Consider the following 16,058-nt stretch of genomic DNA (forward strand, 5'->3'; position numbering starts at 1 on the left):
ATAAACGCGATAATTGAACAACATTGAGTTGCTGTAACAATGGTCCAACTGCTAGTGCAGTCCAAATGTTGCAATAAAGCTAGTCCGCCGAAAGCGATAAGAAGGCTGGCGCAACCAGAAAGCAGAGGAGAATACAGTGTCAGAAAATTCGAAGATGAGTCCACCGCTTACGGAGCTGGACATCAACACGCAGAACGGCGGTTTTTACAACGGCTTTTCGACTGCTGTCGCCGTGCCTGCGAAAATTATTATCTCAATCCTCGTTGTCTGGGCGATTTTCTGGCCGATCCAGTCGGGTGCCGTCCTGAATGGCTTTAATGCCTTTATCCTTCAGAACTTTGCTGCTTGGTACATCTGGGTTGTCGCGTTCTTTATTATCGTTTGCTTCATACTGGCCGTTTGGCCTGCGGCAGGGCGTCTGAACCTTGGCCTTGAACATGAAAAACCAGAGTTCAACAATTTCTCATGGTTTTCCATGATGTTCGGCGCCGGGATCGGCGTTGGCATGCTGACTTGGGCTGTGGCGGAACCGGTGTCTCACTTTGGTAGCAACCCAGAAACGATCATGGGCATGACCCAAGGCGGTTCGGCTGACAACGTCAGAATGGCTTACAAATGGTCATTCCTCCATTGGGGTTTTAGCGCTTGGGCCTGCTACGCGATCTGCGGCCTGTCTTTGGCATTCTTCAGCTACCGCCGCGGTCTGCCGCTGACGATCCGGTCCGGCCTTACGCCTCTCTTCGGGCAGAGCCTTGCTGGTGTGCTTGGGCACGTTATCGACGTTGTGGCCGTGGTCGCAACTATCCTTGGTGTGGCGCAGACTTTGGGCTTCGGCGTTGATCAGTTCGTTGCTGGCCTTGGCCGGATTGGTATCGGTGGCCTTGCCGATGCGGAGGGTGCTGCCACTACAACCGGCATCATTATCGCTCTTCTTGTTATCATGGGTTTGTCGACACTGTCTGCATTGTCCGGTGTTGGGAAAGGCATCAAATGGCTGTCTAACATCAACATGGCGCTGTCGATTGTCCTGCTGGGCTTCTTCATTATTTTCGGTGCCACATGGTTCGGCTTCAACGCAATGTTCGTAGGCCTGTGGGATTATGTCCTCGCTTTGCCAGAGATGAGCTTTAACGTTTTCCGTTCAGATGGTGTTGAAGGATCAGAATCCTTCCTGCTCGCACAGTGGCAAGGTTGGTGGCCCGTGTTTTACTGGGCTTGGTGGATCGCTTTTGCACCCTTTGTAGGTCTGTTTCTTGCCCGTATTTCACGCGGTCGGACCATTCGTGAGTTCGTGCTTGGCGCTTTGATTGTACCAGCGCTGATGTGTTTCGTATGGTTTGCATGGGCTGGCGGCACGGCAATTGATCTTGAGCTTAACGGCGGTGCTGATGGCGTGATCTTCGACGCAGCCAATGGCGATAAGATCTTTGCAATGACTGAATTCATGCTCAGCCCTGTTAGCGAATGGCTGGCATGGGGTATGGCCTTGCTCATCGTGGTATTGCTGATGACGTTTCTTGTCACCTCGGCAGACTCTGCTGTTCTGATTGTGAATACGATCAACGCAGCAGGCGATGAAGGCCCCAAGTCGCGCCCTCATATCTTGTTCTGGGGTGTGGCCCTGGCCCTCGTTGTGGCCGGACTCTTGATCTCCGGAGGGACCACAGCCATCCAGACCGCGATGGTCATCGGGGCATTGCCGTTCTCAATTGTCATGGCGCTGATGGCAGTTGCGTTGCTTAAAGCAATCTACAACGACACGCGTCGCGAAAAAGCAGGCGTACCCACAACGCATGACAACATCGAGGGCGCCACTGGAAATGGCATTGCAGCGGGCCTTGGTGCCCCTGCAGAATAAAATCACCCAAACGAATGAAAAAGGGGCGCTCCAAGTGGGCGCCCCTTATCTATTGTGGTTGCTGCTCTGCAATAAGGAGTAATCTGCTGCAAAGTTCTGCCCATACGCATGGGCAGACCGGAAAATCTACTCTGCTGCTGCGCGCTTGGGCAGAACCCAATCCGGGCGCGGGAAGTGGCAGGTGTAGCCATTGGGAATACGCTCAAGGTAATCTTGGTGCTCGGGCTCTGCTTCCCAGAAATCAGATACTGGTTCCACTTCGGTGATTACCTTACCAGGCCAGAGACCGGAGGCTTCGACATCTGCGATCGTATCCAGCGCGACGGCTTTTTGATCTTCGTCCACATAATAGATCGCAGAGCGATAGCTCATGCCTATATCGTTGCCCTGCCGGTTTGCGGTGGTGGGGTCATGAATTTGGAAAAACAGTTCCAACAACTCACGATAGCTAATTTGGTCGGGGTCAATGATAACCTCAATCGCTTCCGCGTGGGTGCCGTGGTTGCGGTAGGTCGCGTTGGGCACGTCGCCGCCGGAATAGCCGACGCGTGTGCTTACCACGCCTTTGCGTTTGCGGATCAGGTCCTGCATACCCCAGAAGCATCCACCTGCCAGTACTGCGCGTTCGTTGCTCATGCTACGTCCTCTACTTGATCAATGTATTGTCCGTATCCTTCGGCATCCATGTCATCGCGGTGGACAAACCGCAAAGACGCCGAATTGATGCAGTAGCGCAAGCCGCCACGATCCTGTGGTCCATCGGGGAAAACGTGGCCAAGGTGGCTATCGCCGTATGTGCTGCGCACTTCGGTGCGGACCATTCCAAGGGTGGAATCGCTAAGTTCCTGCACGTTGGCTGGCTCTATGGGCTTGGTAAAGCTGGGCCAGCCGCATCCGCTCTCGTATTTGGCGCCGGATGCAAACAGGGGCTCTCCTGACACGATATCAACGTAAATGCCCGGCTCTTTGTTGTGAAGCAGCTTGCCTGTACCTGGGCGCTCTGTCCCGCTTTGCTGCGTTACATAAAATTCTTCTTCCGACAGAGTCGCTAGGACGTCGGGGTTTTTGGTGTACTCTGGCATGGGATGCTCCTTGCGCTGTTGTTGCTGTATTAGATGGTGCTTTTATTGAAAAATCAAAGGGCCGCATGCATTTGATGAAACTCATTGTGAACTTCTTTCGTGCCTGGAGCGTATTAGATGTAGGGGGATGTAAAATGCGGCTGATTTCAGGATTACTTTTCTCCATTTGGATCAGCGCTGCTGCTGCGGCGCCGCTTGATGCGGTGTTTCCATCTATTGATGGTGGCAACATTGCGCTTAGGGATTTTGCCGGTCGGCCTGTGCTGGTCGTAAACACAGCGTCGCAGTGCGGTTTCACCTATCAGTATGACGGCCTTCAAGCGTTGTATAACCGCTATCGTGAGCAAGGGCTGGTTGTTTTGGCCGTTCCTTCAGACGACTTCAATCAAGAGCTGGAAAGCGCCGAAGAGGTCAAGGAGTTCTGCGAAATCAACTTTAATCTCACACTGCCAATGACGGACGTCACGCATGTTCGCGGCGGGCGAGCGCATACGTTCTATAAAGATGTAAAAGCTGAGACCGGATTTACGCCGCGTTGGAACTTTAACAAAGTTCTGATTGGTAAAAACGGTCGGGTTGTCGAAACATGGGGCTCCAACGCAAAACCTGACAGCGGCGCAATCCCGCGCGCCATTGAAGCATTGCTGAATTAGACTTTCACAGACCTATCTGACCAAAGCACTTTGCCATCGCTGGCCTCAAGACCCGGTGGAATGCCGTAGTTTGCACGGTAGCTTTTTGAGAAATGTGAAAGCGATTTAAACCCGCAAGCAACGCAGACATCCGTAACAGAAAGATCCGTTTGGCGGAGCAGGTTCCGCCCTTTTTCAAGCCGGATGCGCAGGTAATGCCGTTTGGGTGAAATGCTCAGATACTTCGCAAAGAGCCGTTCCAGCTGGCGGGTGGATAGCCCGACAACATCGGCAATCTCATCCGGTGTAAGTGGGTCTTCGATGTTGTTCTCCATCACCCGCATGGCCATCAACAGTTTGGGGTTGCGCACTTCCGGTCGGGATTGGAGCGAGGCGCGCTGTGCGTCAGAGTGCAGCCGCGGCACAGTATAGACCATCTGGTCAGCCACCCAGGTGGCAAGATCGGGGCCATAGTCATCCCGCAACCGGTGAAGCATCATGTCCATAGACGCGGCCCCGCCCGCAGATGTGAAGATGCGCCCGTCTGCGGAAAAAATGGTATCTTCCATGATGACGTCTGGTAGCATTTCTGCCAGCGCGATTTTGTATTCCCAATGGGTTGTTACGCGTTTGCCGCCGATTAATCCCGCTAGGGCGAGGATATATGTCCCCGATGAAAGCGCGCCTATGTCTCCGCCGCGCCGTGCTTCGCGCCGTAACCAGCTAAGGATAGTCTTGGAGCTGGATTGACCGGCATTTTCGCCCGCGCAGACGATTAACGTCTCGCCGCGCTCAAGCGGGGCAAGTGCGCTGTCGACCGCAACCTTGACGCCATTGTAGGCCTCTACCGGCGCGCCGGTTTCGGACATGAGCCGCCATCGGTAAAATTTTCGACCGGAAGGATGATGATTGGCAAGCGACAGGGAGTCGAGCGCGCAGGCAAACCCCAGCGTGGAAAAGCCGGGGACCAGCAGAAAGGCATATGCCTTGGACGGTGACGTGTCTGTGTCGGTCATAGACAATACGGTAATGCCCAAAAAGCAGGATTGCTGGGCTTTCTGCGGCGCATCGGTGTCGGATTCAGGCCTTTGTCTGGCGCGATATCTGCACTGCCAGAATGCCGACAGCGATAATGACAACACCCAAAATATCGCGTGAGCCAATGGCCTCTCCCAGTAAGATGGCTGCGATGGCAACACCAAAGAACGGATTAAGGAAGTGGAAGGTGGCAGCGCGGGTGGCACCGATACGTCCTACCAGTTGGAACCAGACCCACGTTGCCATAAGCCCCGGTACAAGACAGGTATAGATAAAGGCCAATCCCAGCGACCAGCTTGGATTTACCTGCGGTGTTTCAAACAGCAGTGTTGCGATGCTGAGGGTGGCAAAGCCCACAAGCATTTGTAGACCTACCACCATCAGCAGGTTTCCCCCTGTGGACGCGCCCCGCACGGTGAGGGTGGCGATGGTCAGTGCCAGTACCCCGACAATGCAGATCGCAACGCTGGCCAGATCGGCCCCTTGAGTGATCCTGCTGCCCATAATAAGCGCAACACCGGCCAGACCTGCCACCAGACCGGCAATGCCCAACGGTCCGAGCCGATCCCCCATGAAGACCCAAGCGGCCAAAGCGACCATCAGCGGCATCGTAGAGGCGATAATGGCAGCGAATGATGCTTCTATCGTTTGCATGGCGATAAAGAAAAGCCCGAGATAGACAGCATTCTGTAAAATGCCAAAGATGATCGTTGCGCGCCATTGCGCGCGCGTAAGGTGCCAGTTTTGGCCCAGCGCCCGCGCAATAACGACACCAATCAATCCAGAGACGAGATATCGCATGGAAAGCGCAAACAGGGGCGAAGCGTCGGCCACAATGATGCGGGCTGACGTGAAGGCAGAAGACCACATAAGCGCAAAAGCAAGGCCAAGTCCGATTGCGCGTAGTTCCATGGGCTTAGTCCTGTGATTGCGTGTTCAGCCCGACAATCGGGCAGAAGCAGGCAAAGCACAACCGCGCTTACTGCGCTTCAAACATCAAAGTAAGTTCGGCACCGCTTTCGGTGAGATTCTGGTTCAGCGTACCGCCTAGATTCGATGCAGCAGCAGCAACGATTTTGTTGCCAATTCCACTGACGCGGTTGGGATCGGGGGGCGGTGCGGCAGAGCCGAGGCCATTGTCGGCAGCGTGCAGAATCAGCATCCCATCGTCAGTTTCGTTCAATGAGATTTTCACCGTGCCTTCAGCGCCATCCGGATAGCCGTATTTGATCGTGTTGGCGACAAACTCTGACAGAATGACGCCGAGGTCTGTGGCGAAATTGAATGGCAAGGAGATGTCCGCAACCTGCAGGGACAGTGTGATGTTTTCGGGCGTGGTCTCGCGAAGGCTTGCGATCATATCTTCAAGATATCCGGGCATGCCTACATTTCCACGCGTGCTGGATCGTTGGAGATGTTCATGCAGAGCCGACATGCCGTCAATACGGCGGCGGACGGCATCAAGCGCTTCGCGCGCGGTGTCATCGTTTACAGCGCGCGTATAGATCCGCACAAGAGAAGAGGTCGCCTGGAGCGAGTTTTTGATCCGGTGATCCATCTCGGCGCGCAGGGTTTGTTCGTTCTGAAGGGCGCGACGTAGATCCAACTGGTGCATTACCTGACGTGAAAGAACCCTCAGCGTTTCCCGCTGAAGCTCATTCAATTCGCGTGGTTCATTTCCTAGAACACATAAGGTTCCCAGCGGCAGCCCGGAATCAGTAACCAACGGCGCACCCGCGTAAAACCGCAACCCCGGATTATCCTGACACAGCGGGTTGTCTGCCATACGTGGATCGTCCAGCGTGTCGGGGATTTCTACGAACCCGTCCTCAAGAATGATATGTGAACAGATCGACGTCTCAAGCGGTGTCTCACGGGCATTAAGACCTACTTCGGCTTTGAACCACTGACGGTCATTGTCGATCAGGTTTACGACGGAAATCGGGGTCTCGCAGATACGGGCTGCAAGGGCGACAATCTCGTCAAAGTCGCTTTCGCGCGGGGTGTCGAGGATGCCGTAGCTACGCAGCGCCGCGATGCGCTTTTCATTTTCGGGATGTGATGCCGCTCTCATTGCAGTCTCCGGGTGACAGCGCGAAGGCTGGTCGTGAACGTGATTCTGCGCTGTTTCAAGCAGACTCTGGTAAAATAGTTTATGTTGCAAAAAAGAAAAGGGGGCAGCCAAACAGGCGTCCCCCTTTAATAAAAAACAGCTGTTGCTGTCTTAGCCGTTTACGCTGTCTTTCAGCGCTTTTGCGATTGTCATCTTAACAACCTTGTCGGCTTCTTTTTTGAACTGTTCGCCTGTCGCAGGGTTGCGAACCATACGCTCGGGGCGCTCACGGCAGTAAATTTTGCCAACGCCAGGCAGTGTCACAGCGCCACCGCCGGAAACTTCTTTGGTGATCAGCGCGCACACTGCGTCCAGAGCCGCGCTTGCGTTTTTCTTGTCGGTGCCCATTTCTTCTGCCAGTGCGGCTACGAGTTGGGTCTTTGTCATTGGTTTGGTCGCCATTTTATTCTCCTCGGCTGCCCGAATGTTGGGCCTCATGCGCGGAATGTAACGGTATGTAGTCGGCAAACACAACGAATAGTGGCAACATTTCCTGCGAAATATCAGGTTTTTTGTGCTTTTTCCGTTGCTGAAAGGGTCAGAGGAAGGCGGTTTCGTCAAACGACCGCAATTTTCGACTATGAATCCGCTCCAGAGGCATGCCTCGAAGCTGTTCCATGGCGCGAATACCAATCATCAAATGGCGTGAAACTTGTGATTTGTAGAAATCTGATGCCATGCCCGGCAGCTTGAGCTCCCCGTGCAGAGGTTTGTCTGAGACACACAGAAGCGTGCCGTAAGGGACGCGGAACCTGTAGCCATTGGCGGCGATGGTCGCACTTTCCATATCCAGCGCGATGGCGCGTGATTGGCTGAGGCGCTGCACAGGGCCGGACTGGTCGCGTAGCTCCCAGTTGCGGTTATCGATGGTAGCAACGGTACCAGTGCGCATGACCCGCTTCAGCTCATACCCCTCCAGCTGGGTCACCTGTGCCACGGCGCTTTCCAGTGCGATCTGTATCTCGGCCAATGCGGGGATCGGAATCCAGACAGGCAGGTCGTCATCCAGCACGTGGTCTTCGCGCAGATACGCATGGGCGAGGACGAAATCACCCAGCTCCTGTGTGTTGCGTAGTCCGGCGCAGTGACCAACCATCAGCCAGGCATGAGGGCGCAGCACGGCTATATGATCGGTGGCGGTCTTTGCGTTTGAAGGGCCCACACCGATGTTGACGAGAGTGATGCCAGAACCATCTGCACGCTTGAGGTGATACGTGGGCATTTGTGGCAGTTTCGCAGAGGCCAAGATCGGCGCATCCGGATCGGTGATCTCCTGATTGCCTGTAGAGACGAAGGAGGTATAGCCGCTGTTTGGATCACGTAGCTGCAGACGGGCGTATTCTTCGAATTCGCTTACGTAGAACTGATAGTTGGTGAACAGGACGTGACATTGGAAGTGATCGGGGTCCGTGGCAGTATAATGCGCCAGTCGCGCCAGCGAGTAGTCAACGCGCTGAGCCGTAAAAGGTGCCAGCGGCCCTACGCCATCGGTAGGCGCATAGGTGCCGTTCACAATGTCATCATTGGTTGTGCTAAGATCCGGCACATCAAACACATCGCGTAGGGTGAAATCTGCGGCACCTTGTTGTGGAACGGTGATCCCTGAATCACTTGCCATCGCAAAATGCACGGGAATTGGCGTTTCCGAAGGGCCGATATAAACAGGTTGTCCGTGATTTTTGATCAGGAGGCCGACCTGCTGGATCAGGTAGTTCCGGAACAGATCCGGACGCGTGATCGTCGAAGCATATGTACCGGGCGCGGAAACGTGACCAAAGCTTAGACGTGTGTCCACCTGCGCATAGGAAGACGTTGTAAAGCGCACCTCGGGGTAGAATGCCCGTATGCGGGAATCAGGCGCTTCTTTGGCCATAGCTGCGGTGAAATGGGTGCGCAGAAATTCGACTGCCTCGGTATATAGACTGGTTAGCCTGTCAACGGCGGCGGTTGCATCGGTAAAGGCTTCGGCGGAGGGCGCATCAGGGATCAGGATTTGGTGGTGCTGCATGTCACTGCTTTCTAGTCTTTACTTTGGAAGAGGGAGCCGATTTTGCCCATGATTATGTCTGTACTGTCAGTGTCTTTAATATCAAGCGCTTCGACCGTGCACATCAACTCCATCTCATAGGCAAGATCTGCGTCGGTCGGTTCCGGTGTGGCGGCCGCAATCCAGCGTGCAAAAGGATCGGTTGCGTCAGTGTCACCGTACTGTGCGAAATCGTTGATCCCCAGATCGCTGGCCCTCGCCGGAATATCAAGATCGAAGCGTTGTTTCAGAAAAGCTTGAAACGCCTGTGGGGCCGCTGGCTGGTCGTCAGGCCCCAGCGCAGTGCGGTCAGTAATTCCGTGATGCTCAAGAATAGCCTCAGCAGGGGTAACATCCGTTCGCTCCAGCGCGCCTGGTTCGGGGTAGCCCATGGCGAGGAATTGCAAAAGCACCAGCGGATCATCTGTAATGACGCCAAGGCTGTCGTGGCCGATGTGCACAAACCGGAGTGTGCCTGCGTCGTCGCGCCATATCGCAACGCGCCCGCCATCGCCCGAGGTTTCGCCAATTTCAGCGATACGGGCGTCAATGGCGGGGTCGGGCGCGGCCCAGTGACCAGTGTAGGGCAGCGTTGTGCCGCCAAAGATAACATGGCTGCTGACCGGATGGTTCAGCAGTTCTGGTGGGTAGATCGACAGCCAGTGGTCCTCTGGCTGTCCAGTCCCGCGTATGTTGTGCCAGCCTTGATCTTCAAGCCAGTCGAATGCTTCAATCAGCGCACCCGGCAGCGTGATGCCATCCGGCATCAAGGCAGCAAGGTTTTGCGCGAAGGATTTCATGAAACGATGACGTCCATAAATTCAAAGCTCCGCACATCGACAAGGCCTAGATCGGAAATCCGCAACTCTGGTATCACGACAAGCGCCAACAGCGAATGCTGCATGTAAGCATTATTGAGCGTGCAGCCGCAGTCCCGCATTGCCTGCATCATCTCATCGGTTTTTGCAGCAACTTCTGCAGCCGGGCTGTCTGACATTAGCCCGGCAATTGGCAGATCGATGGTGGCCAGTTCTACGCCATCCTTGAAAATCGTAATGCCGCCGCCAAGGGCACGCAGGTGATTTGCTGCCAGCGCCATTTGTTCAGTATCTGTGCCGACAACGATCATATGATGACTGTCATGTGCGACGGTGGAAGCCATGGCCATGTGGCCAGTATACCCAAACCCCGACACAAGCGCATTGACGACGCCACCTGTCGCGCGGTGCCGCTCTACCAGCGCAATTTGGGCCACATCGCCATGCGCGGTTACGCGGCCTTCGGTTACCGGAAGTTCGAATTGAAGGGCGCGGGTGGGGGCCTGATTTTCCACCACGCCTATTACATTTGCAGTCACTGCATTGGCACCTGCAGGTGCGCTGATTGTAAAGTCATCTGCATTCAGGTCACGCGCCATATTGACGGTCTGCCGTGCGTGTTTCGGCCAGTTGTAGTGTGGGCAATCCACAAGGCAGACACCATCCTGTGCCACCACCTGACCACGGGCAATAACAGTCTCTATCGGGAGGGTTTTAAGGTCAGAGCTGAGGATCACATCGGCGCGGCGGCCGGGGGTGAGCGACCCGATATCGCGCTCTAGTCCGAAATGAGTGGCAGTGTTGATTGTCGCCATTTGGATCGCAACCAACGGATCACAGCCGCAATCGATCGCATGGCGAACTGCACGATTCATATGACCATCATTGACCAGCGTCCCTGAGTGGCAATCATCCGTGCACAGGATCATGTTGCGCGGGTCAAGGCCCTGCTCGGTTATCGCGGTAATCTGGCTTTCTACGTCATACCAAGCAGAACCTAGACGGATCATAGAACGCATCCCCTGCCGCATCCGCGCAATCGCGTCCGCCTCGCAGGTGCCTTCATGGTCGTCAGCAGGCCCACCAGCCACATAAGCGGCAAAGGCAGATCCTAGATCAGGTGACGCATAGTGCCCCCCGACAGTCTTGCCCGCCCGTTGGGTGGCGGCAATCTCTGCCAGCATTTGCGGATCGGCATTGGAGACACCGGGGAAGTTCATCATTTCCCCCAGACCGATGATGCCGGGCCAAGCCATCGCTTCTGCCACATCCTCGGCACTGATTTCAAAACCGGTGGTTTCCATGCCCGGTGCCGAAGGTGCGCAGGACGGCATCTGCGTGAAAATGTTGACGGGCTGCATCAAAGCTTCGTCGTGCATCATGCGCACGCCTTCCAAACCCAAAACGTTGGCGATCTCATGAGGATCGGTGAACATTGAGGTCGTCCCGTGTGGGATCACTGCGCGCGCGAACTCTGCGGGGGTAAGCATGCCGGATTCGATGTGCATGTGTCCGTCGCAAAGGCCAGGAATCATATAGCGCCCCTGCGCTTCGATTATCCGGGTGTTCGGACCGCGACAATGTTCAGCTGAAGAGCCGACAAAGGCGATGCGGCCCTGTACAATTGCGATGTCGTGATTTGGCAGCGCTTCGCGGGTGTGGACGTTCACCCAAATACCACCTGTGATGATCGTGTCAGCATGCGCGCGACCTGCTGCGACGTTGACCAGATCTGCGGCCACATCGGGCCATGAAGGAAATATTGCTTGTGTCATGTCGCAATCTTTCACAGGGTCGGGGCGGGTTCAAGCGGGAGTGGCTAGATGGATTACGATAAGGTCAGCGCAGCCGAATTCGGTAGCAGCTTGCATGGTCTTGGGCTGAACCTGCTTGTCCGCGATGTATCATCTCAAATCACCTTTTTAGAGACTGTTTTCGGGATGAAGTCACACCAACCTACAGCTGACTTTGCAATCATCACGTATGCGGATCAAGTATTCCAATTGCATTCTGATCGTACATATCATTCCAATTCGCTGTTGGGCCTGCTGCCGGAAACGCCGCCACGCGGTGCGGGAATCGAAATCCGGCTATATGACACAGACCCTGAACGGGCCTGTGCTGTGGCAGAAGCGGCAGGTGGCATGATCTTGCAAAATCCAACGGACAAGCCGCATGGTCTGCGTGAAGCATATATTCTGTGTGAAAACGGCTATGCATGGGTGCCAAGCCAACTGTTATTAACGGACGCTTGATGTCGCAAAAAAGACGGACAGGCCATTCCCGGGATGGTCCTGTGAACCAACAAGAGGGAACAAGCAAATGAATGTGCCGCAGATGAAACCGAATATGGATCACTGGCAGGAACGAGTCGATCTGGCGGCTGCCTTCCGATGGACGGCGCGGCTGAATATGCATGAAGGCGTGGCGAACCACTTCTCACTCGCGGTAAATGGTAGCGGATCACAGTTTTTGATGAACCCGAACCAGGTGCATTTCAGCAGAGTGAAGGCAAGCGATCTGCTGTTGATAGATGCGGATGACCCGGAAACCTATGAGGGTCCAAATGCACCTGATCCAACGGCGTGGGGCTTGCATGGCGGGGTTCATGCCGCTTGCGGACATGCACGTTGTGTCATGCACGTGCATTCGATCTTCGCGACCGTGCTGGCCTGTTTGCAAGACAGTCGGTTACCGCCAATCGATCAGAACTGCTGTACCTTTTTCAACCGCGTTGTGATCGACGAGGATTATGGTGGTCTGGCTTTCGAAGATGAAGGCGCTCGCTGTGCCGCGCTGCTGACGGACCCCAAGCAAAAGGTCATGGTCATGGGCAGTCATGGGGTGATGGTCATTGGCGATACGGTCGCAGAAACGTTCAATCGCCTTTATTATTTCGAGCGCGCCGCCGAGACATATATCCGCGCACTGCAAACCGGTTTGCCCCTGCGGCGGATCAGTGACGAGATCGCGGAAAAGACCGCACAAGAGCTGGAAGATTATCCAGAGCAAGATGCGCGGCATCTGGCAGAATTGAAGGCAATTTTGGACGCTGAAGGAAGCGACTATGCAAACTAGCGCGAACAAGATGCTCGGCTGAACTTAACTATCCGGCATGCGGCACAGCCGTTCAAATTCCGACTGAACAGAAAGAGCCAACTATGATTTATGGGCTGACTGAAGAACACCAGATGATTGCGGACACGGTGCGCACGTTCGTTGAAAAAGAAATCTACCCTCACGAAGAACTGGTGGAACGCACTGGCGAAGTCCCTGCCGAGATCGCTCAGCAGATCAAACAAAAGACAATAGATCTTGGCTTTTACGCCTGCAAATTTCCCGAAAGTGTCGGTTGTGCTGGGCTTTCCCATGTCGAATTTGCACTGGTGGAACGAGAGTTGGGGCGTGGCTCCATGGCGTTGAATCACTTCTTCGGTCGGCCACAAAATATTCTGATGGCTTGCGAAGGGCAGCAGATAGAGCGCTATCTGATGCCCGCCGTAAGAGGTGAACGCATGGATGCACTTGCCATGACAGAGCCGGGTGCTGGTTCGGATGTGCGCGGTATGAAGTGCAGTGCAGTACGTGATGGTGGCGATTGGATCGTCAACGGTACGAAGCATTTCATTTCCGGCGCAGAACACGCGGATTTTGTCATTGTGTTTATCGCAACAGGTGAAGACCAGACACCAAAAGGCCCGAAAAAACGTATTACTGCGTTTCTCGTCGATCGAGGCACGCCAGGGTTCACGATCCGTGACGGCTACAAGTCGGTGAGCCACCGCGGCTACAAAAATATGATTCTCGAATTTGACGATTGCCGTTTGCCGGATGCGCAGGTTTTGGGCGAAGTTGATAGCGGATTCGATGTGATGAACACATGGCTCTATGCGACACGTATCACCGTAGCGACTATGAGCGTTGGCAGGGCTAGGCGGGTGCTCGACTACGCGCTTAGCTATGCCGCAGAGCGGGAACAATTCGGCCAAAAGATCGGCAAGTTTCAGGGGGTGTCTTTCCAACTGGCGGATATGGTTACCGAGATTGATGCTGCAGATTTGCTGACACTGGCTGCAGCAGATCGGCTTGATAAAGGTCTGCCCGCAAATCGCGAGATCGCAAGCGCAAAGCTCTATGCAAGTGAAATGCTCGCCCGTGTCACGGACAAAGCGATACAGATCCATGGCGGCATGGGGTTAATGGACGATTATCCACTAGAGCGGTTTTGGCGTGATGCGCGGGTAGAGCGGATTTGGGACGGAACATCCGAGATACAGCGGCACATTATTAGCCGTGAGATGCTACGGGCGTTGGGCGCGTGACAGAAATTTTGGCGCGTAGTTGCGACAACGGAGTGGGGGACCAGTCCCCCCTCGGCCTGCGGCCGCGTCCCCCTGGGATATTTATGGCCAAAAGAAATATCCTTGCCGAAGGCAAAACTCTTTTTTTGGTCAGAGTTCACTATGTCGCGTAACCTATCGCGCTTGCTGCGCCCTAGATCGATTGTTGTGATAGGTGGTGGCGCTTGGTGTGCCCAGATTGTCAGGCAGTCTCGCGCCATGAATTTTGCGGGTCGGATTGATGTTATTCACCCGCGTTCGGAAGTTATTGAGGGCGTGCAATCTATTTCGTCATTTAGTTCGCTTGCTCATGTTCCTGATGCGGTCTTCGTTGGTGTGAACCGGATAGCTTCTATCGAGATAATCCGTCAGCTCTCTGAAATGGGGGCGGGTGGGGCGGTTTGTTTTGCTTCGGGTTTTTCGGAAGCGGCGGCTGAGGATGGTCGCGGGACTGATTTGCAGGCCGCTTTGGTTGAGGCCGCAGGGAACATGACCGTTTTGGGGCCGAACTGCTATGGTTTCATAAATGCATTGGACGGTGCTCTTTTGTGGCCGGATCAGCACGGCTGTACACGCGTGGAAAGCGGGGTGGCGATCCTGACGCAATCTTCCAACATAGCGATAAACCTGTCCATGCAGCTTGGAGGATTGCCCATCGCTTATGTGGTCGCCTGTGGGAACATGGCGCAGACGACACAAGCGCAGATTGCTTGTGAGCTCTTGGATGATCCACGCGTTACCGCAATCGGACTTCACATCGAAGGGTTTGGCGATTTGGCCGACTGGCATGCGTTGGCAAGTAAGGCGTATGAAAAAGGTGTGCCATTGATTGCGCTGAAGGTAGGACGATCGGATCAAGCACAGCAGGCCGCTATATCGCATACAGCTTCGCTGGCAGGCAGCGATGCAGGCGCAGCCGCGCTGCTGGCACGGCTGGGCATAGGCCGCGTCGCGAGCCTGCCGGTATTTCTCGAAACATTAAAGCTGTTGCATATGGTGGGGCGGCTTGATGCGCCGACAGTGTCCTCGATCAGCTGTTCCGGAGGCGAAGCCAGCCTTGCCGCAGATTCGGCTGTCGGTTCAGGAATTTCGTTACCACCGCTCACGGAATCCCAGCGTGCTGATTTATCAGCCGCACTTGGTCCAATGGTCGCGCTGAGCAATCCGCTAGACTACCACACGTATATTTGGCGCGACGTAAAAAAGATGACGGCAGCATGGTTGGCGATGGCGGCCCCCCACATTGGTCTGACAATGATCATTGTGGACTACCCGCATACCGACGCCACGGATTGGGTTTGCGCGACCGAAGCTGCGTTGGCTGTGCGCGCGCAAAGCGACAGGCCGGTGGCCGTTGTCGCCACGCTGCCTGAGCTGATGCCCTTGGATGTTGCCGCCCAGCTGGCCGCAGGGGGCGTTGTCCCGATGAGGGGCCTCAGCGAGGCGATTGCTGCGGCAACTGTGGCCGCTACGATGCGAAAACCCGAAGAATTGCCCGTGCTTTTACCCGGCCCTGACCGAGAGGCCGCTTTGGTGCCGGAAGCTGAGGCAAAAGCGGCTTTGGGTGCCTTCGGTGTGCCTGTCCCAAAGGGCGTTGCGGTGGAACTGCGGGATGGCCTGAAGGCAGCGGCTGCTTCGTTGCAGGGGCCGCTGGTTCTCAAGGTGACGGGTCTTGCGCATAAGTCGGAGTCCGGTGGTGTCCGGCTTGGCCTAGGGTCAGAAGATGTCGCGAAGGCGGCCGACGATATGCCGGACGGGGGGTATCTTGTTGAAGAAATGGTACAAGGGGCCGTGGCAGAGCTGTTGGTCGGCGTCCTGCGTGATCCTGCGCACGGATTTGTTCTGACGCTTGGGGCCGGAGGCGTCTTGACCGAATTGTGGCAAGATACCGTATCCCTACTGATACCAGTGCATGCACAAGCCGTTGAGGAAGCGTTGCGGTCTTTGCGCATATGGCCGATGATCGAGGGCTATCGCGGCAAACCCGGCGCTGATCTGGACGCGATTATTGCCGCAGTCATGGCTGTTCAGGAATATGTCATTGCCAGTGCTGCCTCTGTCAGCGAGGTAGAGATCAACCCGCTGATGTGTACACCTGACGCGGCCGTCGCAGTGGATGCATTGCTGCGCAAAGCCTGAGGAGAAAAGACT

The 16,058-nt window shown here is 55.2% G+C and carries 15 protein-coding genes; 6 read left to right on the forward strand and 9 right to left on the reverse strand.

Annotation, left to right across the window (positions count from 1 at the left end):
• Nucleotides 1-154 precede the first annotated feature (154 nt).
• Nucleotides 155-1,858 carry a BCCT family transporter gene (locus K3757_RS00870; RefSeq protein ID WP_259998393.1) on the forward strand — a complete coding sequence of 568 codons (1,704 nt, stop codon included), beginning with the start codon at nt 155-157 and terminating at the stop codon, nt 1,856-1,858.
• Nucleotides 1,859-1,984: 126 nt separating this feature from the next.
• On the opposite strand, the gene msrA is transcribed toward K3757_RS00870, so the two are convergent.
• Nucleotides 1,985-2,494: a peptide-methionine (S)-S-oxide reductase MsrA gene (gene msrA, locus K3757_RS00875; RefSeq protein WP_259998395.1), complete on the reverse strand. Its 510-nt coding sequence runs from the start codon at nt 2,492-2,494 to the stop codon at nt 1,985-1,987.
• Nucleotides 2,491-2,940, reverse strand: a complete 450-nt coding sequence (gene msrB, locus K3757_RS00880) for a peptide-methionine (R)-S-oxide reductase MsrB (RefSeq protein ID WP_259998397.1) — start codon at nt 2,938-2,940, stop codon at nt 2,491-2,493. The genes msrA and msrB overlap by 4 nt, the downstream gene beginning before the upstream one ends.
• A gap of 134 nt (nt 2,941-3,074) precedes the next feature.
• On the opposite strand from msrB, the gene K3757_RS00885 reads away from it, so the two are divergent.
• Nucleotides 3,075-3,593, forward strand: coding sequence for a glutathione peroxidase (locus K3757_RS00885; protein WP_259998399.1), 519 nt, complete (start codon nt 3,075-3,077; stop codon nt 3,591-3,593).
• Here the strand turns inward: K3757_RS00885 and K3757_RS00890 are convergent.
• The 7 genes from K3757_RS00890 to ade form a co-directional block, all read right to left on the reverse strand.
• On the reverse strand, nt 3,590-4,588 hold the full coding sequence (locus K3757_RS00890) for a GlxA family transcriptional regulator (protein WP_259998402.1): 999 nt from the start codon (nt 4,586-4,588) through the stop codon (nt 3,590-3,592). The two genes, K3757_RS00885 and K3757_RS00890, sit on opposite strands and share 4 nt — an antisense overlap.
• Nucleotides 4,589-4,652: 64 nt before the next feature.
• Entirely contained in the window at nt 4,653-5,522 is an 870-nt protein-coding gene (locus tag K3757_RS00895) for a DMT family transporter (RefSeq protein WP_259998404.1), read from the reverse strand.
• 67 nt (nt 5,523-5,589) lie between these two features.
• Nucleotides 5,590-6,684, reverse strand: a complete 1,095-nt coding sequence (locus K3757_RS00900; protein WP_259998406.1) for a histidine kinase dimerization/phosphoacceptor domain -containing protein — start codon at nt 6,682-6,684, stop codon at nt 5,590-5,592.
• 150 nt (nt 6,685-6,834) lie between these two features.
• A complete protein-coding gene (locus tag K3757_RS00905; RefSeq protein ID WP_259998408.1) occupies nt 6,835-7,125 on the reverse strand; it encodes an HU family DNA-binding protein in 291 nt (96 codons plus the stop codon).
• Nucleotides 7,126-7,261: 136 nt separating this feature from the next.
• Complete coding sequence (locus K3757_RS00910) at nt 7,262-8,731, reverse strand: AMP nucleosidase (protein ID WP_259998410.1); 1,470 nt, start codon at nt 8,729-8,731, stop codon at nt 7,262-7,264.
• An 11-nt stretch (nt 8,732-8,742) separates the two neighbouring features.
• Complete coding sequence (locus tag K3757_RS00915; protein ID WP_259998412.1) at nt 8,743-9,549, reverse strand: hypothetical protein; 807 nt, start codon at nt 9,547-9,549, stop codon at nt 8,743-8,745.
• Nucleotides 9,546-11,342 (reverse strand): adenine deaminase, encoded by a 1,797-nt coding sequence (gene ade, locus K3757_RS00920; RefSeq protein ID WP_259998414.1) that lies wholly within the window; start codon nt 11,340-11,342, stop codon nt 9,546-9,548. Before ade ends, K3757_RS00915 begins: the two co-directional genes overlap by 4 nt.
• A 48-nt stretch (nt 11,343-11,390) precedes the next feature.
• Here ade and K3757_RS00925 point away from each other — a divergent pair, with 48 nt between their 5' ends.
• The 4 genes from K3757_RS00925 to K3757_RS00940 all read left to right on the forward strand — a co-directional run bounded on the left by K3757_RS00925 (nt 11,391) and on the right by K3757_RS00940 (nt 16,046).
• Nucleotides 11,391-11,822: a glyoxalase gene (locus tag K3757_RS00925; RefSeq protein WP_259998416.1), complete on the forward strand. Its 432-nt coding sequence runs from the start codon at nt 11,391-11,393 to the stop codon at nt 11,820-11,822.
• Nucleotides 11,823-11,889: 67 nt separating this feature from the next.
• Entirely contained in the window at nt 11,890-12,645 is a 756-nt protein-coding gene (locus K3757_RS00930; protein WP_259998418.1) for a class II aldolase and adducin N-terminal domain-containing protein, read from the forward strand.
• An 83-nt stretch (nt 12,646-12,728) separates the two neighbouring features.
• Nucleotides 12,729-13,889, forward strand: coding sequence for an acyl-CoA dehydrogenase family protein (locus tag K3757_RS00935; RefSeq protein WP_259998420.1), 1,161 nt, complete (start codon nt 12,729-12,731; stop codon nt 13,887-13,889).
• 141 nt (nt 13,890-14,030) lie between these two features.
• Complete coding sequence (locus tag K3757_RS00940; protein WP_259998422.1) at nt 14,031-16,046, forward strand: acetate--CoA ligase family protein; 2,016 nt, start codon at nt 14,031-14,033, stop codon at nt 16,044-16,046.
• The last annotated feature ends 12 nt before the right edge of the window (nt 16,047-16,058 follow it).

It is taken from the genome of Sulfitobacter sp. S223 (assembly GCF_025143825.1).
GTDB lineage: Bacteria > Pseudomonadota > Alphaproteobacteria > Rhodobacterales > Rhodobacteraceae > Sulfitobacter.